Annotated in this window: 29 protein-coding genes; 22 read left to right on the forward strand and 7 right to left on the reverse strand. The window is 37.6% G+C overall.

From position 1 onward, the window contains the following. Window positions 1–70: 70 nt before the first annotated feature. The gene (gene argB / locus QZU83_RS05055; protein WP_295610191.1) at window positions 71–934 is read left to right on the forward strand and encodes an acetylglutamate kinase; all 864 of its coding nucleotides are present in this window, start codon (window positions 71–73) and stop codon (window positions 932–934) included. A 33-nt stretch (window positions 935–967) separates the two neighbouring features. Here argB and QZU83_RS05060 read toward each other — a convergent pair whose 3' ends face one another. Both QZU83_RS05060 and aksF read right to left on the reverse strand, forming a co-directional pair. Further along, window positions 968–2,437 (reverse strand): class I adenylate-forming enzyme family protein, encoded by a 1,470-nt coding sequence (locus QZU83_RS05060; RefSeq protein ID WP_295610193.1) that lies wholly within the window; start codon window positions 2,435–2,437, stop codon window positions 968–970. Then, complete coding sequence (gene aksF / locus QZU83_RS05065) at window positions 2,438–3,427, reverse strand: homoisocitrate dehydrogenase (protein ID WP_295610194.1); 990 nt, start codon at window positions 3,425–3,427, stop codon at window positions 2,438–2,440. It abuts the gene before it with no gap. Window positions 3,428–3,604: 177 nt separating this feature from the next. On the opposite strand from aksF, the gene QZU83_RS05070 reads away from it, so the two are divergent. From QZU83_RS05070 to QZU83_RS05100, 7 genes are all read left to right on the forward strand, one after another. Next, window positions 3,605–4,069 carry a HEAT repeat domain-containing protein gene (locus QZU83_RS05070; RefSeq protein WP_295610196.1) on the forward strand — a complete coding sequence of 155 codons (465 nt, stop codon included), beginning with the start codon at window positions 3,605–3,607 and terminating at the stop codon, window positions 4,067–4,069. A gap of 343 nt (window positions 4,070–4,412) precedes the next feature. Next, entirely contained in the window at window positions 4,413–5,330 is a 918-nt protein-coding gene (locus tag QZU83_RS05075) for a glutamine amidotransferase family protein (protein WP_295610197.1), read from the forward strand. A gap of 9 nt (window positions 5,331–5,339) precedes the next feature. Further along, a complete protein-coding gene (locus QZU83_RS05080; protein WP_295610198.1) occupies window positions 5,340–6,008 on the forward strand; it encodes a GXGXG domain-containing protein in 669 nt (222 codons plus the stop codon). Window positions 6,009–6,019: 11 nt separating this feature from the next. After that, on the forward strand, window positions 6,020–7,510 hold the full coding sequence (locus QZU83_RS05085) for a glutamate synthase-related protein (RefSeq protein ID WP_295610200.1): 1,491 nt from the start codon (window positions 6,020–6,022) through the stop codon (window positions 7,508–7,510). 97 nt (window positions 7,511–7,607) lie between these two features. Continuing rightward, window positions 7,608–7,943, forward strand: coding sequence for a hypothetical protein (locus QZU83_RS05090; RefSeq protein ID WP_295610201.1), 336 nt, complete (start codon window positions 7,608–7,610; stop codon window positions 7,941–7,943). 44 nt (window positions 7,944–7,987) lie between these two features. Beyond that, a complete protein-coding gene (locus tag QZU83_RS05095) occupies window positions 7,988–8,629 on the forward strand; it encodes a YitT family protein (protein ID WP_295610203.1) in 642 nt (213 codons plus the stop codon). A gap of 60 nt (window positions 8,630–8,689) precedes the next feature. Continuing rightward, the gene (locus QZU83_RS05100; RefSeq protein WP_295610205.1) at window positions 8,690–9,226 is read left to right on the forward strand and encodes a flavodoxin family protein; all 537 of its coding nucleotides are present in this window, start codon (window positions 8,690–8,692) and stop codon (window positions 9,224–9,226) included. Window positions 9,227–9,247: 21 nt separating this feature from the next. Here QZU83_RS05100 and QZU83_RS05105 read toward each other — a convergent pair whose 3' ends face one another. From QZU83_RS05105 to QZU83_RS05120, 4 genes are read right to left on the reverse strand one after another with little or no spacing between them, the layout of a single operon-like run. Further along, window positions 9,248–9,892 (reverse strand): hypothetical protein, encoded by a 645-nt coding sequence (locus QZU83_RS05105; protein WP_295610206.1) that lies wholly within the window; start codon window positions 9,890–9,892, stop codon window positions 9,248–9,250. Window position 9,893: 1 nt separating this feature from the next. After that, entirely contained in the window at window positions 9,894–11,876 is a 1,983-nt protein-coding gene (locus tag QZU83_RS05110; RefSeq protein ID WP_394350259.1) for a phage holin family protein, read from the reverse strand. Window position 11,877: 1 nt separating this feature from the next. Then, window positions 11,878–12,411 carry a TIGR00730 family Rossman fold protein gene (locus tag QZU83_RS05115; RefSeq protein WP_295610208.1) on the reverse strand — a complete coding sequence of 178 codons (534 nt, stop codon included), beginning with the start codon at window positions 12,409–12,411 and terminating at the stop codon, window positions 11,878–11,880. A 10-nt stretch (window positions 12,412–12,421) separates the two neighbouring features. Then, the gene (locus QZU83_RS05120) at window positions 12,422–12,976 is read right to left on the reverse strand and encodes a DUF2115 domain-containing protein (RefSeq protein ID WP_295610209.1); all 555 of its coding nucleotides are present in this window, start codon (window positions 12,974–12,976) and stop codon (window positions 12,422–12,424) included. Window positions 12,977–13,040: 64 nt separating this feature from the next. Between QZU83_RS05120 and QZU83_RS05125 the strand changes: the two genes are divergently transcribed. The 11 genes from QZU83_RS05125 to QZU83_RS05175 all read left to right on the forward strand — a co-directional run bounded on the left by QZU83_RS05125 (window position 13,041) and on the right by QZU83_RS05175 (window position 22,014). After that, a complete protein-coding gene (locus tag QZU83_RS05125) occupies window positions 13,041–13,685 on the forward strand; it encodes a hypothetical protein (protein ID WP_295610210.1) in 645 nt (214 codons plus the stop codon). A gap of 57 nt (window positions 13,686–13,742) precedes the next feature. After that, the gene (locus QZU83_RS05130; RefSeq protein ID WP_295610212.1) at window positions 13,743–14,210 is read left to right on the forward strand and encodes a hypothetical protein; all 468 of its coding nucleotides are present in this window, start codon (window positions 13,743–13,745) and stop codon (window positions 14,208–14,210) included. Between the two features lie 118 nt (window positions 14,211–14,328). Further along, complete coding sequence (nikR, locus tag QZU83_RS05135) at window positions 14,329–14,778, forward strand: nickel-responsive transcriptional regulator NikR (protein ID WP_295610213.1); 450 nt, start codon at window positions 14,329–14,331, stop codon at window positions 14,776–14,778. A gap of 26 nt (window positions 14,779–14,804) precedes the next feature. Next, window positions 14,805–15,572 (forward strand): methyltransferase domain-containing protein, encoded by a 768-nt coding sequence (locus QZU83_RS05140; protein ID WP_295610215.1) that lies wholly within the window; start codon window positions 14,805–14,807, stop codon window positions 15,570–15,572. A gap of 11 nt (window positions 15,573–15,583) precedes the next feature. After that, window positions 15,584–16,069: a hydrogenase maturation peptidase HycI gene (hycI, locus tag QZU83_RS05145; protein WP_295610216.1), complete on the forward strand. Its 486-nt coding sequence runs from the start codon at window positions 15,584–15,586 to the stop codon at window positions 16,067–16,069. Further along, complete coding sequence (locus QZU83_RS05150; RefSeq protein WP_295610218.1) at window positions 16,066–17,160, forward strand: acetyl-CoA carboxylase biotin carboxylase subunit family protein; 1,095 nt, start codon at window positions 16,066–16,068, stop codon at window positions 17,158–17,160. Before hycI ends, QZU83_RS05150 begins: the two co-directional genes overlap by 4 nt. Before the next feature lie 78 nt (window positions 17,161–17,238). Beyond that, a complete protein-coding gene (locus QZU83_RS05155) occupies window positions 17,239–18,309 on the forward strand; it encodes a glycosyltransferase family 4 protein (RefSeq protein ID WP_295610219.1) in 1,071 nt (356 codons plus the stop codon). 14 nt (window positions 18,310–18,323) lie between these two features. Then, the gene (locus QZU83_RS05160) at window positions 18,324–19,754 is read left to right on the forward strand and encodes a Mur ligase family protein (protein WP_295610221.1); all 1,431 of its coding nucleotides are present in this window, start codon (window positions 18,324–18,326) and stop codon (window positions 19,752–19,754) included. A 73-nt stretch (window positions 19,755–19,827) separates the two neighbouring features. Next, on the forward strand, window positions 19,828–20,274 hold the full coding sequence (locus tag QZU83_RS05165) for a hypothetical protein (protein WP_295610223.1): 447 nt from the start codon (window positions 19,828–19,830) through the stop codon (window positions 20,272–20,274). Between the two features lie 2 nt (window positions 20,275–20,276). After that, a complete protein-coding gene (locus QZU83_RS05170; protein WP_295610225.1) occupies window positions 20,277–21,536 on the forward strand; it encodes a hypothetical protein in 1,260 nt (419 codons plus the stop codon). Between the two features lie 43 nt (window positions 21,537–21,579). Next, window positions 21,580–22,014 carry a DUF356 domain-containing protein gene (locus QZU83_RS05175; RefSeq protein ID WP_295610226.1) on the forward strand — a complete coding sequence of 145 codons (435 nt, stop codon included), beginning with the start codon at window positions 21,580–21,582 and terminating at the stop codon, window positions 22,012–22,014. On the opposite strand, the gene QZU83_RS05180 is transcribed toward QZU83_RS05175, so the two are convergent. Continuing rightward, window positions 22,015–22,503, reverse strand: coding sequence for a multiprotein bridging factor aMBF1 (locus QZU83_RS05180; protein ID WP_295610228.1), 489 nt, complete (start codon window positions 22,501–22,503; stop codon window positions 22,015–22,017). It abuts the gene before it with no gap. 164 nt (window positions 22,504–22,667) lie between these two features. Between QZU83_RS05180 and QZU83_RS05185 the strand changes: the two genes are divergently transcribed. From QZU83_RS05185 to QZU83_RS05195, 3 genes are all read left to right on the forward strand, one after another. Continuing rightward, complete coding sequence (locus QZU83_RS05185) at window positions 22,668–23,924, forward strand: proteasome-activating nucleotidase (protein ID WP_394350260.1); 1,257 nt, start codon at window positions 22,668–22,670, stop codon at window positions 23,922–23,924. 176 nt (window positions 23,925–24,100) lie between these two features. Further along, window positions 24,101–25,123 (forward strand): PH domain-containing protein, encoded by a 1,023-nt coding sequence (locus QZU83_RS05190; RefSeq protein ID WP_295610230.1) that lies wholly within the window; start codon window positions 24,101–24,103, stop codon window positions 25,121–25,123. 27 nt (window positions 25,124–25,150) lie between these two features. Continuing rightward, a complete protein-coding gene (locus tag QZU83_RS05195) occupies window positions 25,151–26,188 on the forward strand; it encodes a TIGR01177 family methyltransferase (RefSeq protein ID WP_295610232.1) in 1,038 nt (345 codons plus the stop codon). Window positions 26,189–26,791: the final 603 nt, after the last annotated feature.

Here is a 26,791-nt window from a genome sequence, read left to right on the forward strand (position 1 = left end):
TTATTTATACAAAGATATAAATACTATGGTACTATAAATTTTGAATGAATGATTAATTGTGAGTGATTAAATGAAGGATATCGATGTTTTAATTGAAGCTTTGCCTTACATTAAAAAGTTTCATGGAAAAAAAATTTTAATTAAATATGGCGGACATGCAATGGTGGATGAGGAAGCAAAGTCATCTACAGCACGTGACACTGTTTTACTCAAATATGTGGGAATGAAACCTCTAATTGTACACGGTGGAGGTCCGGAAATTTCAAGGTCCATGGATAAACTGGGAAAAGAGCCAAAATTCATTAAAGGTTTAAGGGTAACTGATAAGGAAACAATGGAAATTATCGAAATGGTTTTGGTTGGTAAAATCTCAACAGAAATCGTATCAGAACTCATTAAACATGATGGTGATGCTATAAGTTTGTCCGGAAAGGATTCAAGTTTAATATTTGCTCATAAAAAACCGGCAAGCAAAATTGATGAGGAAATCATTGATTTGGGTCTTGTTGGTGAAATCGATTGTGTAAATACTGACCTGCTGGAAATGTTCTTGGATCATGATTACATTCCAGTAATTTCTCCTGTTGGTATTGCAAGGGATGGAACCAGTTTGAATTTAAATGCAGATACTGCGGCCGGTGAAGTTGCCAGTGCTGTCGGTGCTGAAAAATTAATAATATTGACTGATGTTCCTGGTGTTTTAAGAGACCCTAGTGATCCTGATACTCTGATTCCAAAAATAACCATTGATGAGATTCCTGGATTAATCGAAGATGGAATTATTTCCGGAGGAATGATTCCAAAAATAGAAACATGTGTTAAGGCCATTGAAGATGGTGTTGAATCCTGCCATATCATTGATGGACGTAAAAAACACTCATTGCTTTTAGAAGTATTTACAACTGAAGGCATTGGAACTATGATTTGCAAATAATCATAGTCATTTTCTTTTTTTTAAATCTTTTTTTTAAACCTTAAACATTTTTCTAAGTTCCCGTCTAAGTAATTTCCAGCCGTTTACTCTTGGAAGTTCATCAAGCGCAAAAATTTTCTTTGGAACTTTATATCTGGATAAGTTTTCACGGGCATATTCTATTAACCCTTCATCGTCAGATTCATTTTCCCATACAACTGCAGCAACAGGTATCTCTCCTCTGTGGCAGTCATTTACACTGAAAATAGCTATTTCTTTTACAGCAGGATATTTAATCAGAACTTCTTCGACTTCAGTTGGATAGATTTTCCATCCGCTCATCACAATCATGTCTTTTTTCCTGTCAGTAATGAACAAACGGTTATCCTCATCAAGATATCCGATATCTCCTGTTAAAAACCATCCGTCATCCAAAAATGATGCTTTGGTTTTCTCTTCATTTCCCCAATATCCTTTTGCAATTGCTGGTCCTCTAAGGGCAATTTCTCCCTGTTTGTATTGGGGCAATGTTATTGAAGAGTCAAGCTCATCGACAATTTTGACTTCTGAAAAACAAACCGGATGACCTACACTTTCAAATCTGTCTGCTTCCCAGTAGTCTTCAGGTCTTATAACTGTTCCTGTACCGATTACAATTGATTCTGATAGTCCGTAAGCATTAATGATTGGTATCTGGTATGTTTGGTGGAAATCTTTCCATATCTTTTTGTGCAGTGGCCCTCCGCCTGAAATGATTTCACGGACGGTTTTCAGGTGTTTTCTTCCGTCCATTGTTGTTAGTGAATGTATGACCGGAGGCATTCCGCTTAAGACAGTTACCTTTTCATGTTCGCATAGCTTTAAATATTCATCAAGGTTGAACTGCTCCATCATTATGTAGTATGCTGCGGCCCTTAGGGCTGAAATTGCCCAGGAAAGTCCGACATGAGCCATCGGATAGATTCCCAAAAACACATCGTCCTGTTTTAAGGTTAAAACATCACATTCATTGTGGATTGCTGTAAAGTAGTTTCCGTGTGTGAGCATGGCTCCTTTTGGCTTGCCTGTTGTTCCTGAAGTATATTGAAGTTGACATAAGTCGTCCCAATCGGTTGCTTCGGCTTGCAGGACTTCACTGTTCTTGAAGTCATTTATGTCCTGCGGGATGTAGGTGGCAATGTCAATGATGCCTTCAGCTTCGCTGTCTGTAATCATCAGTTTTGCCTGGGAGTCGCTTATGATGTATTCAAGTTCGGATGCGGTGAATACCCTGTTTGTTGGTATGGCTATTGCGCCAATTCTCCAGATTGCAAAAAGTGAAAATAAGTATTCCTCGGAGTTTTTTAAATAAATCAGAATTCTGTCACCTTTGTTAACTCCCAGTTCCTTAAGTTCCCGTCCGATTTCGGAAACTATTGACAGTATTTCTCCTGAATTGTATTTGTTTCCGGTTGTGGGGTTGTACAACACGTCCTTGTCTAATCTTTTTGAATTTGCATCTAGAAAAGTGGTAATATTCAACATTTAGATTAACTCCTTCACAATTGCTTTAGTAATGTCAATGGTGCTTGCATCTCCTCCAAGGTCAGGAGTTCTAATCTTGCAGTCTGCAACCACTTTTTCCACGGCATTTTTGATGTCGTTTGCGGTTTCCCATTCTCCCAGATAATCAAGCATCATTGAAGCGGAAAGTATCATTGAGCATGGATTTGCAACATGTTTTCCTGCAATGTCAGGCGCTGAACCGTGGACAGGTTCGAATAATCCGTTGTGATCTCCGATATTTCCGGATGGCGCAAGGCCCAATCCTCCGACGAGTCCTGCACTTTCATCTGATAAAATGTCTCCGAACAGATTGGTTGATACGATAACGTCAAAGTTTTGCGGCTGTGTTACAAGATACATTGCCATTGCATCCACATAATAGTCTTCAGTTTTGATTTGAGGGTATTGTTTGGCAATATTGTAGAAGCTTTCCTTGAAAATGCCGTCTGTCTTTTTGAGGACATTGCTCTTGTGAACGCATGTGACCTTTGACTGGCCCCTCTTTATGCACAGGTTGAATGCCACCTTTGAGATTCTCTCCGATGCGTTTCTTGTGATTACTCTTTCTGCAATCATTCTGTTTTCATCACCGTATTCCAGCTGTGAATACAGTCCTTCGGTATTTTCACGAACGATTACAAAATCAATGTCGTCTCTGAGGCAATTAACTCCTTTATATGATTTTATAGGTCTTATATTTGCATACACGTTCAATGCTTGTCTTAAATTGATGATTGGGCTAGGTTGCCCTGGTGTTGATGTTGATGCTCCAAACAGTACTGCATCACTTTTTTCAGCTATTCTGATAGTTTCTTCAGGTAATGTAACTCCATTTTTATTATAACAGTCAAAACCAGCTTCACCATATTCAAAACTAAATTCTATATCTATTTTGTCAAGCAGATACTCGCAAGCATTCATCACTTCTTGACCTATTCCGTCTCCCGCTATAATTGCAATATCATACATTATTTCACTTAAAACATTTTTTTGTTATACTTATATTATATCCATTTTATTGTATATAATTCTTATAAAAAAAATTTGTTCGTATACTATCGAAATACTTTTATATTACCAAAGTATAATAGTATATTAATACAAAAATAAGATTAGATTTCCTATTGAATTTTATGAGGGATTGAGATGGAAAGAAGTATCGACGAATTAATTGAATTATTGAATGACAAAGATGACTTTGTTGTTGAGGATGCCATTGGAGAATTGGAATTGAGAAAGGATGAATCTTTAGATCCTTTAATTGATGCATTATCCAGCAGAAAGAAAAATATTAGGTTACATGCAGCAACCTTGCTTGGTGCAATCAACGATCCAAAAGCAATTCCTGCATTAATTGAAACTTTAAAAGACAACAACAAGTTAGTTAGAAGGGAAGCATCCACAGCTTTAAGCCGTATGGGCGAACCTGCAGTTGATCCTTTAATCGCAATATTGGATGATGAAGACTGGAGAGTAAGGGGTGCAGCCGCATGGGCACTCGGAAACATCGGTGATGAAAAGGCGATTCCTGCACTTGAAAAATTGCTAGATGATGAAAGCGGTTTTGTAAAACAAGGCGCACAGAGTGCAATTGCTTCAATCAAGAAATAATTTTTTTATTTCTTGCTTTTTTTGTTTTTTATATTTCATTGGGTTATACTCATTTTTTAGACTAACATTAACGGTCAGCTATTTTTTGCATAACACATTTTTTTCCGGATATTGTATGCTATTTCTTGGTTAAACAAATAGCCAAATGTAAATTTTTTTCATTTTTTTAATTTTATTGCTATTATTTTCTAAACATTGTTTATAAAATTTTTATTTTAACTACTTTTTTTCAGAATTTTTTCCAGTCGGAAGATATCTTCCAACACATTTATATACTTGTTTTATTAAAGTATAACACGGAAGTTATTTTCCGACTAAAATTATTTTATGTGGAGGACTAAAATTGTGCGGAATCGCAGGAATCGTTTATAAAGATAAGGAATTGCATAATATCGGTGATGACATGACCAATATGCTCCACCAATTGCAGCATAGGGGACCTGATTCAGCAGGATACTCTATTTACGGTGGAACTGGTCTTGAAGATGATGAATACATTTTAAAAATTCAGGTAAAAGAAAGTGAAAAGTTGCTTGATAAAGTCAAACACACAATCAACTTCATCACTCCAATCAAACAGGATGCCATCCTTCCTTCCGTTGGAGATTCATTCATCTATAAATGCAAAATATCTTTAGACGAATTTTCCCAGCTGAAGCCGCTGATTACAAAAGTGGACACAATAGATGATGTCATTGTAATCAACGGCAGTCACGACTTTGAAATGATAAAGGATGTGGGCTCCGTACTTGAAATTGCCGACAGGTATGATGTAAGGGATGTAAAAGGAACACATGCAATTGGACACACCCGTTTTTCAACAGAAAGTGGTGTGGACAGATACCATGCACATCCTTTCCAGACTTACATTGTTCGTGACATTTCAGTAGTGCACAACGGACAGATTACAAATTACTGGAAAATCCGTGATCCTCTTGAAAGAAAAGGACATGTGTTCGAAACATTCAATGACACTGAATGTCTGGTTCACTACATTGCAGATAAGCTCGCTACAGGCTACTCTCTTGAGGAAGCCCTGGAGCAGTCAGTAGAGGATATGGACGGTCCGTTTTCATACATTATAGGAACTCCACAAGGAATCGGAATAGCTAAAGACAAGTTAGGCCTAAGGCCTGGTGTAATGGCAGAAACCGATGAGGTATTTGCAATTGCATCAGAAGAGGTGTCCCTAAGGGAAGTTGTTGACACACGCCATGTAGAGCAGATTTCCCCTGGCGAAGTAATGGTATATGAAATATAGGTGGTTGTGATGGAAGTATTTGAAATAGATGCAGAGAAACTGACTCCCCGTGAGGTAAACTCACAGATAAAAGATGCAGCAGGTGAGTATGATAAAATCATCATAAGAAATCCAAATGCAAACCATTACCTTGCGGCAGGTGTGACAGAAGATGTGGAAATCGAATTCGACGGTTCCGTCGGATACTTCGGAGGTTGCATGTGTGACGGGCCAAAAATAACAATCAACGGAAATGCGGGCTGGTTTGTAGGAGATAATCTCACAGGCGGTGAAGTGATAGTCGAAGGAACAGCCGGTGACGGTGCAGGTCAGGGAATCTATGACGGAACTGTGGTCGTAAAGGAATCCGTCGGTTCAAGAACCGGTGAAATCATGAAAAACGGCACAATAATTATAGGAGGAAACTCAGGATTCATGACAGGAATTTTCATGATGGGAGGTAGAATCATCATTCTCGGAGATGTCGGCGATGATGTTGCCGAATCCATCATTCGCGGAGTCGTATATGTCAGGGGCAAAATCAAAAGCCTGGGATACAATGCAAAAATAGAAGAGATGACATTTGAGGATTCACTTGAAGTCGAAGAGATACTGTCAAAATACGAATTTGAAGTTGATGACATTTCCCAATTTAAAAAAATTGTTCCGGAAAGTACAAGGCCATTTTACGGTCATTAGGAGGATAAAATATGCCATACAGAGTAGAAAGAAATCCAGATTTATGCAAAAAAAATTTTGGCCGTCCGGGATGTTGCTGGTATTTATGTGATGATAGGGATGAAAAAATCTGCGGAAGATGTTTTTCATGCTTTAACAACTGTCCCCATGGCGTTTATGAAATTATTCAGGGTGATCCTTATCCATTGAATCAGGAAAAATGTGTAGGTTGCAGAATATGTCTTGAAATGTGTCCGAACAGGGCAATTGAAGTAAATGCAATACCTGAAGATGCAAGACAGGGATGGGGATTCCCGGACATCGTTGAAATAGTCAGGCAGTCACAGACAGCCTCATATAAACTCAGAAGTACCGGTGCATTGAGAAGAATTCCGGACTTTGATGATTTGGTAGTAATTCCCGCCCAGGTATCAAGACCTCCTATCGACAAATACAGGGAACCTTGCGGAACCGACGTGGTATTGGGAGACAGGTTTGCTGAAAATCCTCTAAAAATAGACACTCCAATCATGATTGGTGCAATGTCATTTGGTGCACTGTCAAAAGAGGCAAAAATGGCACTGGCTATCGGATCTTCACTGGCAGGAACCGTGACAAACACTGGTGAGGGGGGTATGCTTCCCGAAGAAAGAGAACTTGCCGATAAACTGATTGCACAATATGCATCAGGTCGTTTCGGTGTATCTGCCGATTATCTCAAAAAAGGAGATGCAATTGAGATAAAAATCGGTCAGGGTGCAAAATCCGGAATGGGAGGACACCTCTTGGGTGAAAAAGTAACTGCAGAAGTGTCAAGAATTCGTAATATTCCGGAAGGTTCCGATGCACTGTCACCTGCAAGGCACATGGACATTGTAGGTCCTGAAGACTTGAGCATGAAAATATCACAACTTCGTGAAATAACCGACTGGAAAGTGCCGATTATGGTCAAATTCGCTTCAGGTAAAGTCGCATCTGATGTAAAGATTGCAGCGAAAGGCGGAGCAGACATAATCGTCGTCGACGGTATGCAGGGAGGAACCGGAGCAGGTCCTGAAGTAATCATGGAACACTCAGGTATTCCTTCAGTAGCTTCAATCGTTGAAGCTGACATGGCACTTAAAGAGATTGGTTTGAGAGATCAGGTTAGCCTTGTGGCAGCAGGAGGAGTTCGTTCCGGTGCGGACCTGGCTAAGGCAATCGCATTAGGTGCAGATGCGGTATACATTGCAACAGCAGCCCTGATTTCAATAGGATGCAGAGTATGTCAAATGTGCTATACTGGAACATGCAGAAAAGGAATAGCTACACAGGACTTGTCCCTAAGGCATCGTCTGGACTATAAGGAAATGGGCAAAAACGTTGCAAACTACATTAACACAATGACTGACGAAGCATGTATGCTTGTCCAGCAGGCAGGTAACACTCATATTACAAAACTCGAAAAAGAAAATTTAAGGTCACTCACTCTGGAGGCATCAGCACTGACTGGCGTGCCTATGGCGGGTGTAGGCAGAATTTAGAGATTAAATTCTCTAAATTTTTCTATTTTTTTATATTTTTTGATGGTCTGCAAACCTATATGTACTAATTTAATCAAAGGTTTAAGCAGTGATTTTCATGGCACATCGGGTTGGTTTTTTCAAAGATAAGTTCAGTCGTGAAAAATATGAAGAGTATATTGAAGCGGTAAGAAGCGAAGAGGATTCAAGAGTATTGGCCGATTTTGCCTTAAATAATGATTTTTCCAATGTCCGCCTTGAGGCCACCAACCGTATTGATGATGAATCCGTTTTAGTAAAAGTGGCTTTAAATGATTCAAATAAGAAAGTTCGTATGGCTGCCATCAGAAAGATTCATGATGAATTTGTTTTAGCAGATATCGCATCCAACGATTCCGGCAGATCCATTCGTCAGCTTGCATCTGAAAGACTCGAGGAGCTTGGGTATCGCTAAAATTTTCCAATCATTTTTTAATCTTTAAATACAAATTATTTACCATGAACATTAAAAAAGTTAATAGATATTGGATATATTTGCTTTCCTTGTTTATCATTTCTTTAGGAGCTTCATTATCTATTAAAGCTAATCTGGGAACTTCTCCGCTGATTTGTCTGCCTTATGTTTCAAGTTTAATTACAAAGCTGACTGTTGGAGAGGTAATGTTCGTTTTTACCCTAATTTTTATCGTAATTCAGGTTGCACTTTTAAGGGGAGATTTTGAAAAAAGACAGTACCTGCAGCTTGTCATAGGAACGATATTTTCGTTTTTCGTTGATTTTTCCCTGATGCTTGTTGATTTCATCAATCCTGTCGGATATGCAAGTCAGATGGCTCTGCTTTTAATCAGCTGTTTGGTCGTGGCTTTTGGTGTGCTTTTGGAAATCCAAACTGAGATTGTATATCTTCCGGCAGATGGGGTTATTGTTGCCATTTCAAAAGTCCTGAAAAAAGAATTTTCTACTGTAAAACCTTTCGTTGACACATCCATGGTAATTATAGCCGCTGTTTTGTCTGTCGTATTTTTAGGCTATCTTGCCGGTGTTCGTGAAGGAACTATTATTTCAGCCATAATTATCGGACCGATTGTCAGACTCTTAAAGACTCATCTGGACAAATATGTCCTGAGACTGATAGAATAATTGTTGGCATGTGCAACATTTATATAATATTTTTTAGCATATTTCTAATTAGGTGATTTGATGAAGATTGTTGTTTTGAAGGGAAGTCCCAATATTGACGGTTCAACTGCAATGCTGGTGAATAACTTCATAAAGGGAGCAACCGAAGCCGGACATAATATAGAGGAAATTGATGCAGCTCACAGCAATATCTCTCCGTGTATCGGTTGTGTGCACTGCGGTTATGAAGGTGAATGTGTTTTAAATGATGATATGGATATTATAAGGCAAATAATTTTAGATTCTGACATGATGGTGTTTGCAACTCCGCTCTATTACTATGGAATGTCTGCACAGCTTAAAACATTGATTGACAGGTTCTGTTCAAGAAACTTTTCAATCCAGCAAAAGCACTTCAAATCTGCACTTTTAACAGTCGCATACAATGCTGACGATTGGACTTTTGATGCATTGGAGGCCCATTACGATACCCTGGTGAGATATCTCAATCTGGAGGATATGGGAAGAGTCCTTGGATATGGATGCGGAACGCCTTCAATGACCAGGTTTTCCAAATTTCCTGAAGAGGCATATGAATTCGGAAAAAATTTGAAATAAGATTAATTCCATTCTTTTTTTTTATTTTAAAATGATGTTTTCATAAATCATTTCAATCAGCAGTTTGTTTATTGGATTTTTAAATGACAGGGGATGTTCCTTTGGATATTCAGTACTTAAGGGAAGCACCATAAAACTGGACATGCATCTGTCGGTTAATCTGATTGCAAAATAGGTTTTGTATTCTCCGTCAATGATGTTTGTCATTATCCCAATGTCTTCGGTCGGCTCGTGGCCGGCTATTCCCTCTTCTGCATAAACCTTGAACTTTTTGAGAGTGTCTGCTGAAATTAATGCGTACTCCTGGAGATATTCATATTCATCTTCATCAAGGTCATAATCGTCATATTCGATTATTTCGTCACAGTTTTCATCCGGAAGGATTATATTTGAACTGCAGTAGGCAACGGAAATGTAAATTCCATCGTGGTCCAGGGCTTTTGAGATTATGTCGTAATACAGGTTATCCAAAGGCTGTGATTTGTACCGGTCTCCTAAAATCTCAGGAACGGTATGTGTGGATCCTCCCTCTTCAATGACGGTGCAGTAAAAATGTTTTTCTCCAAGATAACCTGCGGTAGCTGCTTTTTCAATAGTCTTTTTGATGTCGATGTCTGAATTTTCCAGCTTTTTTGCAAGTTCAAGTGCTTCATTATCACTTATCATATTATACCATTTCTTTCATTTTTTCAGAATTTTCTTTTAAAATGTGATATATGCTTTCAGCACCTATTATTTCTCCGTCAGGCACGTCCCAATCTGAAGGATATAAAATGAATGGTTTTGATTGGGTTCCTCCGGCTCCTCCGTGGCTTCCAACCAGCTCTTCAAATGCGCAGACCTCATCGTTTTCGGCATCATAGAAGCTATTTACTAGGATGTCCGGTGTGTACTTGAAGGAGCTGTTTCTCTTGATGTGCATTACAATGTTGCTTCCAAAGCCTTCAAGAGGATTTTCACCTTCAATTTCGCCGCTGTCAAGATAATAGATTCCATCTTTTCCGATTGCCATGTCTCCTTTTTGAGAGGATTTGACAACTATGAATCCTATGTATTCGTTTTTTAAAATTTCAGGCAGCAATTCCGGAAACAGATCATTCAATTCTTCGTAAGTTAATCTGTGCTTCCATTGTGTCAGATAAACCATTGCAAGATTGCCTGATGCGAGTACAATGACTTCGGAGTCACTCAGTTCCTGTTTTTCCTCTTCTTTGCTTCTGTTTTTTATCTGGTCAATTTGTTTGGAAAACGGAACAAATGTTTCTGCGTAGTGCTCTTCATTTGATGACATTTTTGCAAAGAGGGTCATGTCCTGCGGCAGAAGTGATTTGATAAAGTCTTCAAATGATTCTCCGTATCTCTGTTTGAATGTAGCTCCGTTTGCTTGCCCGTGGTCTGACTGAATTACAATCTTATAGTCTCTTGGGCAATATTTGTTTGCATCGATTAGTCTCTTGATTTGTCTGTCCATTCCTTTAAGGGCAAACCATGAATCTTCGTCCCTGATTCCTGAATGGTGGGCTATTTCATCATAACCCAAATAGGTGGAATAAGCGATGTCCACGTCTCCAACCATCATGTCTCCAATTAATGTGGCGGTGTTTATTTCTCTCATGAACACATTGGTTCCTGCTCTTGTCGGAATGTATAGGATGCCACGGTGGATTCTTGGTCGGATATTTTTTACCTTATGTTTTATTTGTGAAATTACTTCAAGAACCATTTCTGCCAAAAACAGCACAAATATACGTGCAAAATTATTCGGATTTGAAAATACTGAAAACCAGGCCTTGTTGTATAATTTCTGAAGGTTTAAAATTTTACTCATTGTAAAAATCACATTGTCGGTATCTCCTGAAAATAGATTTGATCTGCTTGCACCATTTTGCGCCAGCAATCCGTTTCCATCTGAAATTCTCTCTTCCAGTTCTTTAACTTTTGTCGGACCGGAACATTGCATCATCTGATTGTCATTTTCCTTTTCAATCCATCTGAATGCGGTTATGTCCTCGTTATTCCCATGGAGAATTCCCGCCTGGCTTGCTCCAGTCTGTGAAGACAGGTCGGTTTCCCATTCTTTCAGGGTATGGCTTTTGTTTTCAATCATTTCCTTAACGGTTGGCATCAGGTCTTTGTCAAGGGCTTCGGATAGGATGTCATATGCAAGACCGTCAATCTCAACAACGATTAGCCCCGGATAATCTTTTACGATATCTTTTCTCTTCTTTTCAGCATCTCTCAAAACGGCTCTGTAGTATGACCCGTCATCTTCAATGGTAAGCAATGCAGATAATACGGTGGTTACCAATGCCATTGATAGGGGAGCGAGGATAATTGCAAGTCCATCTACTGTTATTCCAAACAGGGGTCCAAATATTTCAAGCAATACCCCATTTAAAACCAGTGTTCCAAGACCGAATGTTATAACCAGAAAAGGCATGAAAATTCTTGTTAGAAGGGGCCATAAAATGGAGTTCACTATTGAAATGAATATGACAAGCAGGAATATGTCGTCGAAGGACTCAATTGTAACTCCCAATCCGAAAAAACTAATCAGATAAATGCCTAAGACATTACCGACTAATATTATCAAACTTCTTTTCAATGTTGTTCTCGGAGGCTTTTCCGTTATTTTCATGTTATTTTCCATGTTATTCATTCTCCAGATATTCAAAGATTTCATCAATGCTGGTTGCTGTTTTGAAGATTTTATCAGGTTTGTTTAAAAATCCTTTCTCAACCATTTCATCAATCATTTCAAACATCTTATCGTAAAATCCATAGATATTGAAAACGATAATTTCATCATCAATGAGGTTTAGTTTTTTAAGGGTAACGATTTCAAAAAATTCGTCAAAGGTTCCTACCCCTCCAGGGGAGATTATGTACGCATCTGAATTTTCCACAAATTTGTTTTTTCTCTCATCCATTGAACTGACATATATGAAAGTTTCGCAGTCTTTGCAAAGGGGTTCAAAATCAGCCATCCATTTCGGAGCTATTCCAATGGATTTTCCGTTATTGTCATGGACGCCTTTGGCACATGCTCCCATCATTCCTGTGTCTCCTCCACCAAAAACAAGGCAATGTCCTTTTAAAGCTATGGCACGGCCTAAATTATAAGCTTCATCAGTATATTTACTGTCGATTTTTTGGCTTCCGGAGCCATAAAAGCAAATGTTCATATTATTTCTCCTAAATGTCCGGTGTCTGCTCGGCTATGCATAAGTGACAAATGGCGTTTTCATTGTCTTTCTGATTATCTTTGACCGGGCACAGAAATGTCCCTTTCCTGTTTTCCACTTTTAAATTTCCCGGAAATTCGCTGCCCACTGGATGTATTGGCTCTTCAAGGATGAATGTTGTATACAGTGAGGTAATCACATAGATTAATGGTAACTTGTCATCGCTTGATGAGGACATTCTTTCCTTTTCAAAAGTTTTTTGGAGCAGCGGCAATGATTCATTGAAGGACTCCTTGTCAATGATTGCTGTTTTGTCATAATCGTCATTTCCCAGAACTTCCTTCATGCGCATAATGAAATACTTTATATAGATTTCCAAGTATTTTTCACGATAGCCGGCTTGAATAAATTCTCCGTCTTTTCTTATGTATTCTGTAGCCATCATTAAATCATAAACCGAGATAATACTAGCATAGTTTTTCAAAATATCCATTATTTCATCTTTTTCAATTTCAGTCTTTGCTGACAATTCTTCAAGTTCCACCAGTATTTCCTCAGGTTTCATGATTTTTATTATTAAATTTAAATAATAAATACTTTTAATATTGATAAAAATCTAAAAAGGTAGTATGGTAGAAGAATATATGGAGATTTCAAAAGAGGAAATTGAAGCTGTTGAAAATGCATTGAAAGTCAATGCCGATTATAAATTAAACAATACTAAATTTAACACTAACACCTTTGAAAAGGGCCAGGATATTGTTTTAACTCAGTATGTTGCTAATGTGGAAAACGAATTGGTCTTTAAAACAAAAGAAGAAAACGGCAAATATTATATTTCCAAAACTTTTGAGCTATTCATCGACAATATTATCGGAGGCAATGTCTCAAGGGATGTTTTCCAGTCTGTTTATCAGTATTTCCATGAGGTCATTGCAGATGATGACAATGATTTTGCAGATGAAAAGGAAGAATTAATCAATTTTTTAGTTTTGACTGAGGAATATGAGGAAGAGCCTCTTCAAAAGGATTTGGATCCGGCAAAAATCCGTCAGGACTATAAGGCAGATCACGACAGGATTTACGGTGACGAGTCAATGAACAGGGTTCAAAAAAGTTTGGCATTAAAAGAGCTGTTACATATGTCAATTTGCCAAGTGGTCAATGATATTGATTTATTTTTCACAAGGCCTTATGATTTGACTCCAGAAGAGAATGCGGAGAAAAATAGGCAGGAAGCAAAGGCATTGGAAAATGAAATGCAGTTAACCTAAATGTTTAAGTAATATTAAAACATAATATATTATTAATTAACTTTTGGCATTGATTTTATGATTACCATTACTAAAAATGAGGAAGTTGTTCTTGACCAGATTAGGATATTCAACATAGAATATCCAGAAGGCATTCCTTTAGGAGTATTGAGAAAGGAACTGGGATTTCATGAATATGATTTGGTTGAAATTCTTGAGGAATTGTCTGCCAAGGATCTGGTTATTTTCAAGGACAATAAGGCCAGTTTAACAGACCATGAAAAGGAAATTAACACGGTCAATTCCAAAAAGGATTTGGAAGAGTTAGAGCTGAACATGAAGGAAAAGGAATCATATAAATTGATTCAGGAGTTGGTTGACGATAAAAATCTCATCTCCAAATATACTTTGGAAGGTCATTTATTGTACGGGGACTTGAAACTCACTAATTTTAGGATGTACCACATCATATTGTCTCTTCAGAATAAAGGACTTCTCAAATCCATCCATAAGGACGATGGGGAATACTATCTTCTTGTTAAGTAATATTATTTTTACATATTTTATTACAAACAGTAATATTTTTTTTCAATTTAATCATAATATTTATATACATTCAATAATATAATATTAGTATAAGATTAATATTTTGGTGTGTTTTTTTATGATGAGAATAAGTATGTCATTACCAAAAAAATTATTATCAGATTTTGATGAGGTACTAAAGGAAAGAGGATATCAGTCACGTTCAAAAGGAATCCGTGATGCTCTTCAGGATTACATTGTCAGATACCAATGGATGAACTCAATGGAAGGCCAAAGAATAGGTATCATAACAATCATCTATGATCATCATTATACTGGAGTAATGGAAAACCTTGCAGAAATTCAGCACAGTTTCAGAAACGAGATTAACACAAGCATGCATATCCACATGACCGACAAATACTGTATGGAAATTGTTGTTGTAAACGGAGATATTGCAGAAATTCGTGATTTGACCGAAAGGATAATGAGACTCAAAGGTGTTGAACACGTAAAACTTACAAGTACTGCAAACGGAGAGGAATTCAGTGAACCTGGTCACTCCCATGACCACGGACACCACCACTAATTCTTTTTTTATTATTTTTTTTATACATGAAATTCAAAATCACTCCATATCATTTTGATTTGATTAAGGATTCCCAGCGTTTGTCCGCTTTTTATCAGGCCATCAGTGAATATGACGGTACAAATGACTTGGCTTATGACTTGGGATGCGGAAGCGGAATACTGTCCTATTTTTTAAGTTCTAATTTTAATGAAATCATTTCTCTTGAAATTGATTCAAGCGCATATAAATGCGCAAAGGAAAATCTGGCTGATTTTGAAAATGTCAAGGTCATAAACGCTGACGTTCTGGAATATGAATTCGATAGGAAAGCTGATTTGATAGTTTGCGAAATGATGGACACTGCATTAATCGATGAAGAGCAGATTCCAGTATTGAATCACGCCAGAAAATGCCTGAAACCGGAAGGCAAAATAATTCCCCAGGCGATATTTAACTCTGCCGAACTGGTCAACCTAGAAAGGGAGTACATCCATTGGGATGAAAATGCCAGATATGAAGTTTTCTCAGATGCGCTGATCTATTCGGAATTTGATTTCATGGAGGATATCGACCCGAATTTTGAGACAACCCTGTCCCTTAAGGTCAAAAGGGACGGAACTGTAAACGGTTTGAAGATTACCACATTCACAAAACTTGCAGACGATATAGTATGCGGACCGACACCGATGTTAAATCCCCCTTTATTAATTCCATTTGAAGAAAAATCCGTTAAAAGTAATGAATATATAACTGTAAAACTAAAATATATTATGGGAAACGGAATTGAAAGTATCGAATTAAATGTAATTTAGGGAATAATGACATGTCTTTTGAATCACAGTTAAGAAATTTTTTAGAGGGTTTTGAAAAGCTGATTGTATTGGGCGTCGGAAATGAGCTTAAATGCGATGACGGTGTAGGGCCTTACATAATTAAAAAATTGAAAGAGGACATGGTTGAAGATAAAGACAGGTTATTGTTTATTGATGCTCAAACAGTTCCAGAAAATTTTACAGGCAAAATCCGAAAGGAAAACCCTACCCATTTAATAATTGTTGACGCATGTTTGATGGGTGGTGAAGCGGGAGACATGAAAGTAGTTGATGAAAATGATTTTGCAAGCATTGGAATTTCAACACATTCCATGTCATTGTCTTTCTTTGTGAAATATTTGCAGCAGGATTGCGATTTTAAAATAATTTTCGTTGGAATCGAACCGGAATCCATGGATTATGCTGATAATCCAACCGTTAAAGTTGAAGATGCCGCAAATGAATTTATAAACATTTTAAAAGGGATTGTATTATGAAAATTTTATTTATCGGTTCAAGATTATATGATGATGTCGATTGGTATGTAAAGGAAAAGGGTATCGAAAGCGTACTTACAGAATCAAATGAAAATGCTATAAACCTGGATTTGCCAGACCAGGTATTCATCGTGCCTAGAGGTATGGACGGTCCAAAACAGGTTGCACTTATGCAGAATGTTGATGCTATTGTCCCGTTAATCGGTATTGACCCTCCATTGATTGATGTTGCCCGCATGAAGGAGGAAGTTGAAGAGGAATATGGAATTCCTGTTGTTGCGGCGGGTGTAAGGGCAGTTGAGCTGACCTCCAATAAAATCAAAACCAAGGAATTTTACTCTCAAATAGGGGTTGAAACTCCGCAATATCAAATCCTCAACGGTCCGGATGAGCTTACTTTGGAGTTTCCTGTTGTCCTGAAGCAGGGTGAAGGCCAGGGCGGAAAGGACATTATGGTGGCAAAGACAATTGAAGATGTCAATGAATACTTCGAAAACTTTGACCAGGCGTTATGTGAAAGGTTCATTGAAGGATCCGAAATTTCCATTGAGGTTTTGGGCTTCGACGGACAGTACGTTGCATTGCCTCCAATCTATAAGGGCGAAACAACCTTGGAAGGAACACACCCGTTAAATAAGGTCAAAACCGGTCCCTGCATGGTTGAAGGACTGGACAATAATCTGGTTCAGCATACTGCGTATAAGGTGGCCAAAAATCTTGATTCAGACGGAATTTTTGAAATGGATTTCATGTATTCCAAAAAGGACAATCAGCTGTATGCCATTGAAGTAAACACAAGGCCAAACGGCACCAGGTATTTGACTACAGCCACATGCGGTGTCAACTCATTATGTGAACTGATTAACATGGCCGCAGGCGAATTTTCACTTGCAGACATTTCAGATAGATTGGAGTATAACTATTCCACTGAAATTCCGGTGGGCAATTATGAGGGACCTGCTGTTAATGAGCCTGTAAAATCCTTTAAAGTCAATGATTTTGTTGTTCACGGTCCTGAAGGATATCAAAGGGTTACCGCCAAAGCCAGTTCCAAAACAGAGCTTGAAAAATTAGTTGAAAAATTGACATAAATCTGTGTTATAAGTTATAATTATATACTATTATAAATAGATATCATAATGATTGAAAGATTTTAATAGTGTGATTTGATGAATAATACGGAAATGTTAATTCTTTTTTTAGTAACATTATTTGGTACAATATTCTTTACATGGTATGTTAAAAGGATATTGATTAAAGCAAAGATTGCAGATAGTCCTATAGTTAGTGAACATAGACATAAGAGCGGTACTCCTACAATGGGAGGTATTGCATTCTTATTTACTATCTCTTTGATAATTTCATTGTATTATCAAAATACTCCTATTCTAATTGTTTCATTCATCATGCTTGCAGGCGGAATCATTGGTCTGGTGGATGACCTGATAGGTCTCAAAATCAAGGAAATTCAAAAAATTGTTGTAAACACTTCAGATGAGGTCATCACTTTAGGCAGATTGGACGTCGAACCAGGTGAGGAAGTGCGTGTTGCAACTCCAAAGGCAAAAGCTGAAGTCGATGATTTGCTTAAGGAAGGAAAAGTTGAAGTGATAGGTGAAGTTCCAATCAAGACAGAGCCTGAAGAGTTTGAAAAAATCTGCAGCCAGGTTGTTTTAGGAATATTTTTAGGATTGACCGGTGCCGTTACTACATTGGGCGGTTTTAATTTAGGTCTGCTTGCTATTCCTGTTGTAATAATTGGTGTTTTGGGATCAATCAATTCAGTCAATCTTATTGACGGTATGGATGGTCTTGCAGCAGGTATTGTAGGTATAGCCTCCATAGCATGTTGTCTGTACGGCTATTTATTTGGTCCGGCAACAATCATTCCTCCGTTCTTGATACTGGCAGGCATATGTTTAGGATTTTTAGTATTCAACAAGTATCCAGCTTCAATATTCATGGGAGATACAGGATCATTTGTATTGGGTACAGGCTATGCGGCTGCAGTAATGATATGTGACGTTCCTTACTTTGGAGTTCTTGCATTAGGGGTTCCGATTATTTCAGTTGTCGTAAGCTTGCTTCACAGGGCTCATATTATAAAATTGCCGGTTGAGCCACTGCATCACACTTTAAACCATTACGGCATGTCTGAGACAAAAATCGTATTTAGCTACTGGGGTTTTACAGTTTTATTATGTGCAATTGGAATTTTAGCAAAAATGTACATTTTTTAAGTTTGGGTGATTAAATGGAAATTCAAGATTTAGCAGAGTCTATTGGCGGAACATTATATGGAAATGATGATTTTTTTTCTATTGACGGTTTTACAGGCAAGTTTACTTTTCTAAATGATGCGCACACTGGAGACATTGTCATAAGGCACTGGATTAATGATACCGGTGTTAAAATGGCATTCGATAAGAATATTGCCTGTCTTATTACCAGAACTCCTAAGGATGGAGCAATTGAAATGGCCAACAAGCTCAATTTCCCTTTGATTGTTGTGGATAAGATAGAGCTGGCCAACGCTTATGCACTTTCACATACAATAGATAAGTATTCTCCAAATTCAACAAATATAGTTATCACAGGAACAAATGGAAAGTCAACCACTTCCCATCTGATCTATCATATTTTAAAAACAGCAGGTTTTCATGTTTTAACCAACACAGACAGCGAATCGGAATTCAACACATTAATCGACCCTATGGTTTCAAAGTTAATTTCCGATGAAGCAATTGAAAACGGCGAGCTTGATTATCTGGTCATTGAAGTGTCTGAAGTTCAGGGATGGCTTGGGGATTTAATGGAAAATCATGCGGCACTGATGAGTGCGGCCATAAATCCTGATGTTGGAGTAATAACAAACATCGCAATGGACCATATCGGTCTTGTAAACTCAATTGAAGAAGTATTCAATGAAATTTCCACAGTTCCTGAAGCTATTGGCGACGGAATATGTGTACTTAATCATGATGATGAAATGGTAATGAAATTGGATGTTGAAAATCCGTTTTACACATCAATGAGCAAAATGGATGAGAAGAATGCAGTATATTATGACGGAAGCGAAATTGTCTATGACGGTCAGACAATATTGAAAAATGATGAGCTCCCTTTCACAGGTTCACATTTCATACAAAATATTCTGTCCGCCATCGGTGCGGCAATTTCCCTTGACCTTGATATTGATACTATAGCAAACGGTGTCAAATCATACAAGGCATTGAACAGACGCTTTGCAAAATTGAACGATGCGCCATTGATTTATGATGATTTTGCCCATAATCCTGATGGGATAAGGGCCACTATTTCCGAGACTAAAAAGATGCTTCGGGATGGTCAGAAATTATATGTGGTATGTGCCATCAGAGGCTCAAGGGGTGTTGAAATCAATCAGCTGAATGTGGAGGCTCTTGCCGAGTCAGTTGATGATAACGTTGAAGTGATTCTCTCTTCAAGCAATGATGTTGTCAATGATTTGAATTTTGTTGAAATGGAAGAACGTGAGGTATTTTTCAACACTTTAAAGGAAAAAGGCATAGAATTTGCTCATTATGATGATTTGAAGGAATGCCTAAGTGAAACTTACGGCAAAGTTGACGAAGATGACATAATATTATTAATCGGTGCTCAGGGAATGGACCCCGCCGAATCACTTTTAAAAGACATAATTTAAATATCATATCAAATTAATATAATAAATGTATAATTTATTCTGTGACGGAATAAATATGTAAGAGGATATAAACATGTTTATAAAGATTAGAAGAGACACATTAATTATTTTATTACTTGCTTTTATTTTGATTCTATGTGGTCGTTTAATCACTTATGTGGCTTTCGCATCTTCCAGTGAAATCAACGATGGTATTCCAATCTCAGGAATTATTGTAAAAGGAAATGATATTGTTCCAGTAGATACCATCCGATCCAATGTGATGCAGGCCGGTTTCAGGGATGGCAGTGTCATATATGGTGATATCTTAAAGACATCTAAAAGAGAGGTATCGCTTCAAGACGCGCTGCAGACGGCACAGGAATTTGCAACGCAATCGACGGTTCCCGGTACATCAGTAACTCCAATCACTGCTGCTGATGTTCAGGTAGATAAGAATACCGGTGTTGTAACTGTAACTGTTATAGAAGACTTTTCTTCTGTTGAACTAGAGAATAATACTGCGCTGAGTGGGGGATAATAATGGATAAATTAAAATTCTCAATTGTTTTATTAGTGATATTTTTATTGTCCATCAGTTCCGTTGCGGCTACATGTAACATTATTGTTATTACAGACCCTACAGGAAAGGATCCAAACGGTGCTGCGGCAGGAAGTATGTCCTTTGCGGACAACATGTTCCAGTCAACATTCTTGATGTCAAAAAATAACCATTTTGCCGTACTCTCTGGGGGTACAGGTAGTTCAGATACAAGGCTGGATTCTATTGTTGCCGCTGTTGCAAGTTTGGAAAATAATGTTTCTGCAGCTTCAGCCGCTTCCATTGCATCCCAATATAAGGGGGCTCGTCTTGTTGTCGGTGGTCCCGGAATAGGTGCTGCTGTCGGTGGGTCTTTTGATGCATACGTCGTAACTGTGGATGAAGGAACAAATACAATTCAGGTAACTCCTTATAACAGTGGTATAGCTACATTGCAGCCTGGTCAGAAAGGAGCTATTATTCACTTGAGAAATACAAATGGAAATCCTTTGTATGGTACTGCAGATTCTGTCAGAAAAGAGACTGCTATGAATATCGGAAAAATGATTCGTGACGGTTATCCTGCAACCACCATTCTCTCAGAGGCTATGGGTCAAGTGGCTAACGAGTCCGGTGAAAAATACGGTGGTGGTGGAGTCAATCTTGTTTCTGGAATTTCTACCGGAGACATGTTTACCCCTAAAGACATGAACACAACAGGTTATCCGATGGATGAGCAATATTCCAAGGTCTGTGACGAGTGCGGATGGGGTATGGGATACCCTGCATCTGAAGCCTATGACAAATGTCCTGTCTGTGGTGATGACTTAAGAGTTGTCTATGCATACGAAGCTTTAGGTAATGCATTGACTGTAAGTCCTAATGCCGTCAGTGTTTCGGTTTATGGAAGTGACAGGCCGGGTTTAGCTGAAACAACAAAAGAAATTGTTGAAGCATCTGTTGCTAAAAACGGATATGACGCATCAGCTATTGCAACCTCCATTAACAGAGGAATCAACAACGGTCTTCTGATGGGTGTTGATCATGTTGAACCTAAAGACCTGAATGTAAAACAGGGTTCCAAAGCCGTTGGTGTTTACTACAAGGCTTTACCTGGAGATAAATCTTCTCCTTCCTGGGATTTGCCGGTTGATGGAAATATTTTAGGCATTTTAGGAAGTATTCAAACAGCTGTTGGTATTATACTGATACTGCTGGTTGTATTCAGAAGCAGACTGTTAAAATCTTTCCAGAGTAGGTGACATCACCTATATTTTTTTTATTTTTTTTTAAATAGTGATTATTATGGCATTAATTTTAGTTAGAGGAGAAAACAATTCAAAGTTACTTAATGCAATTTCAGACATGGAAAGACATGGAAATTTAAATTTGATAACAACACCCAAGGTAATCGATGCCGCTTTTGCCGATTCTTTGGTTGAAGGCATTTTAAATTCTAAACTCAGAACAAAATCAAGTGTTGCCACTGCCTTTTTTGTAAAAGAAGATACTACTTTAAGCATCATGCAGGTTAAAAAGATTCATCCTCCTGCCCATGTGGTGGTTGTAAGCGACGAGTATGAAGGATACTCTCAGCTTGAAAAGTTGTTGGATGATGCTGAAAACTTGCCTGGTTACAATTCACATAAGGCCAGAAATGATGGGATGATTGATTATAAGATTAAGGCAGAAGACAGATATATTAAAAATGAAAGGTTAAATAGCTATCTTAAGAAATAGCTATTTTCTTTTGATTCTCATTACGTTTCCCAGGGTACGTTCTCCTGAGGAACTGCTAATGAACTGATTCAAATCGACATTATCTACTTTTTCAAGCAATTTTATATTCAATGCCTTTTCTAATTTTTTTGTAAGTTTTGTGTCGGGTGTCATTTTTCCTGTTTCTATTCTTGTAATGACTGATACCCTTTCGTTGATTTTTTTACCCAAATCCTCCCTGGACCATTTTTTGGATTCCCTTGCTCTTCTGACTTCGCTGCTGAAATCCTCAATCAGCTCTTCGGAAGGTTCGTCGTTTCTTGAGTAATTTCTTTTAGGCGCATTTTTTTGCTTTTTGTTTTTTTGTTGTACGTATCTTGGTTTTGGAGGAGCCTTTTGGATCTTTCCAAGTTTTGAACACTCTTTACATACAACCATAACTGATCCTTCAATTTTTGCTCTTATTGGATTATGTTCCGGTACCGGTTTACCACAAATTTCGCATTCCATACTAATCAGTTTCCTATGTTTTTCTGTATAATATTATATAATGCTACTTATTAATATTTGTTAGTATACTATAAAATGAATACCTTTAAATACTTTAAAATTACAAATTGTTATTAAAGTACAAAGTTTATGAAATTAATATAAATCGAAAGGAAGTGATTCACATGAATGATTTCGATGATTTGGAAAATTCTTCAAAAGAGCAATTGATAGAACAGGTCGAATCATTAAGAGAAGAGATTGACCTGCTTAGAGAAGAAAAATCCAAGGCAAAAAGTAACTTGATGTGGAAAGTTAGGAAATTAGAAAAGGATAAAGTCCTAATTGAAAATGAAAAAATCAGATTAGAAAGAGAAACCAAATCACTACGTTCAGAAGTGGATAGATTCAGATCTCCACCATTGGTATTGGCTACCATTACAGAAGTTCTTGATGATAACAGAATGACCGTCAAAAGTAGCACCGGACCAAGTTTTCTTGTTAACTATTCAAAATTCTTAGATGAAAAATTACTGGTGCCTGGTTCAAGAGTGGCATTAAACCAACAGACATTCGGTATTGTTGAAGTGCTGCCGTCTGAAAAGGACGCAAATGTTTCCGGAATGGAAATTGAGGAAAAACCTGACATCACCTATGAAAAAATCGGTGGTCTTGAAGAGCAAATCAGGGAAGTTAAGGAAACTGTTGAGCTGCCTTTAACACATCCTGAACTGTTTGAAAAAGTCGGAATTGAACCTCCAAAAGGTATCTTGCTTTACGGCCCTCCTGGAACAGGTAAGACATTGCTTGCAAAGGCAGTAGCTAATGAAACCAACGCAACTTTCATTAAAGTTGTCGCATCAGAATTTGTCAAAAAATACATTGGTGAAGGTGCAAGGCTTGTGCGTGAAGTCTTCGAGCTTGCAAAGGAAAAGGCACCTGCAATCATCTTCATTGACGAACTTGATGCAGTTGCAGCCAAAAGGCTTAAAAGTTCCACAAGCGGTGACAGGGAAGTTCAAAGAACATTGATGCAGCTTTTAGCAGAACTCGACGGATTCGAATCCAGAGGGGACATCGGTATCATCGGTGCAACCAACAGGCCGGATATCCTTGACCCTGCATTGTTGCGTCCTGGCCGTTTTGACAGATTCATTGAAGTTCCTCTTCCTAATGATGACGGAAGAAAGGAAATTCTTAAAATTCACACTAAAAACATGTCCTTTGATGAGGAAGCAGACATTGACTTGCTTGCCAGCTTGACTGACGGGCTTTCCGGTGCCGATTTAAAGGCTGTATGTACTGAAGCCGGTATGTTTGCGATTCGTCAGGAACGTGACACAATTACTGTAGATGACTTCATGGATGCTATTGAAAAGGTCATGAATAAGAATAAGGAGGATGAACTCTTCAATAGTGAAGCCGGAGTAATGTTCGGATAAATTCATTGTCATTTGTAAAAAATAAGCCTATGATGAACCCTATGAGCTCTGATATGTGATGAATGATGGGCGAGCTGAGGCTTATTTTTTTAATCTTTTTTCGGAAAAAATCTTAGCCGGTCACCGGCGCTTTTTTTGTAAAACTATATTTAAAAGAAATATCTAATAGTATAATTATGTTATTCAATAAAAATGATGGAAGAACCAATGAAAGGGTTCTTTATAAAACAAAACCAAACATGTTTTTAGGTTGTAAAAAAGCTATTCTAGGTGTTGTTTTATTGGCTGTTGTTTTTGTTGTTTCCCCAATGGTTATTCAGTTTGTGGGTCATATGCAGGTTTATATGATATCCCAGATCAAGCTTCCTTTGACCCGATATGCTGCAATAGCGTTTTTTGTTGTTATACTTGTCATAATACTGTATATCATTTGGCAGATTATCGGCTGGTATTCCATTGAGTATACATTGACAGATACAAGAATCATCGTCAAATCCGGAATTTTGTCAACTAAAAAGAATTACATGCCTTACAGCACTATTCAGGATATCAATTCATCTCAAAGCATTCTGGCAAGAATATTCAATGTCGGAACAGTTTCAGTATTCAGCGCATATGACAATAATCTGATGAGTATTGAAAACGTCTCCAATCCAGGCAAGGTTGAAGAGATCATATTCTCCAACATGATGGGCATCAGAAGATTCCAGGAACCTCCTAGAAGTTACATTGACAGGAATGAAGATGCATACTATTCTGAAAGTGTTGCGGATGATGACTATTATGACGAATATGAACCTATCACTCCAATAGGCCATGAAAGGAACAGTCCTCCAAGAAGGGAGTATGAATATTATCCCGAAGACTTCAGCTTTCAGGATGAAAGGGCCAACAGGTATGAATATGAGCCTTATCATGATGAATATGAAAGCGTCATGAGCCGTGTTTCCAACAGCTCCAATGACAATATTGTATATGAGGGAGCTTCAGATACATTTTCTAATGATGCCCGTTATAATGAAAGGAGGCAGGATTATTCCTATGATGATGGGGATTACTATCAATATGATGAGCCTCAAAATCAGTATTATGAAAGTGATGAAAGAGTTTATCAAAATGAACCTGAACAAGCAGTAGGAGCAAAGGAAGATTCCAGTGAACAGGTCATACAAAGGCATTTTGATAAATTTAAAAGATAATTTTTTTTAATTTTTAGGAGAAATATAATGGAATTATTGTGCGTACAGTCTCAAGAGCATCCCGAGTTGCCGCTTGCCGAATTGAAGGCAGTTATGGAATGTGAAAATATAGAGGCAACAATAGATGTGGTTGCTGAAGGTCTGGTTATCCTTAGAGACATTCCTGAAGACAGAATTGACCTGTATAATGAAACATTGACCAGGAGACTGGGATATACCCATGAAGTTCATCAGCTGATAATGAAGTCATCACCTGAAAGGTTAAGTGAAGATATTCCATCCATAAACTGGCCTGACTACATTTCCGAAACATTTGCAGTTCGCGTTAAAAGACTCAATTCACAAATCGATACCGTCGCAACAGAAAGAAAAGCCGGTGCACTTATACTGGATAATTGCAATGACATCAAGGTAAAGCTTAGGGAACCTAACTCACTTGTCCGCATGGTCGCTTCCAAAAATGATATCTATATAGCCATTGAAAAGTTCAAGCTGAATAAGAAACATTTCGTTGAAAGCAAACCTCATAAACGACCGTTTTTCTATCCCGGATCAATGAGTCCGAAACTCGCAAGATGCATGGTTAATTTATCAAGAGTAACTGAAGGTCAGCTGTTGCTTGATCCGTTTTGCGGCACCGGAGGAATATTGATTGAAGCGGGATTGATCGGATGTAAGGTTGTAGGCTCTGACATCTACTGGAAAATGAAGAACGGAGCTGCCATTAACCTGGATTACTTTGGAATAACCGATTACAGGACATTCAATCTGGATGTGCGTGAACTTAAGATGTATGAAAAGGTGGCCGCCGTAGTTACCGATCCCCCATATGGCATCTCAACATCTACAGGAGATATTGAAGGTGACAATATATTTAAGGAGTTTTTCATTTCAATTTATGATAACATGAGGGATGATGCCTATCTGTGCATGGCCAGTCCTCACTATGTTGATTTAAAGCCTATGGCTGATGAAGTCGGATTTGAAATTGTTGAACAGTATGGGATTAAGATGCATAGAAGTTTAACAAGAATAATATCCGTAATCCGTAAAAAACTAGATTAATATAGTTACATTTATATACTAGTAGTTTTTATTCATATTATTTTTAAGTTGAATATTGACTATTCTTTCTCAATTAATAATTTGGATAAATATTTTTTTTTATTTCAACATTTCAGCTTTTTTTAAAATTTTAATTTTTAATTTTTATAAATTTATTATTTTTTTGATTTAAATTATATTTAATCTTTATTTGTAAATTTAAGTTTTAAAATTAATTTTTGAAATAATTAATTTATTATTGCAATATTTTTTAATTGATTTTGTTACTCAAACTTGTCTGTCTATTAGTTGTGCTATGTGTTTTTATGGCGTTGGTTTAAGTCATATTGTATTTACAATTCTGACTATGATGACTGCTTTTCCACATGTAGCTATAAATTTGTGAGTACTTGAGTTTTTTCGAGTATGATGTTGGTTTTGTAGATGTGGTGAATTAGTTACAAATTAATTTGTTTCAAATTTATTGTGTATACTCGTCTATATTTTTAGCGTACTTCATAATACTTATTATTATGTCTGTTATGTGTTCAATTCTGTTTGATCCTGGCAGATGCTACTGCTATTGGGATTCGATTAAGCCATGCAAGTCGAACGAGTTTAGGC

Source organism: uncultured Methanobrevibacter sp., assembly GCF_902771435.1.
In the GTDB taxonomy this organism is placed as follows: Archaea; Methanobacteriota; Methanobacteria; order Methanobacteriales; family Methanobacteriaceae; genus Methanocatella.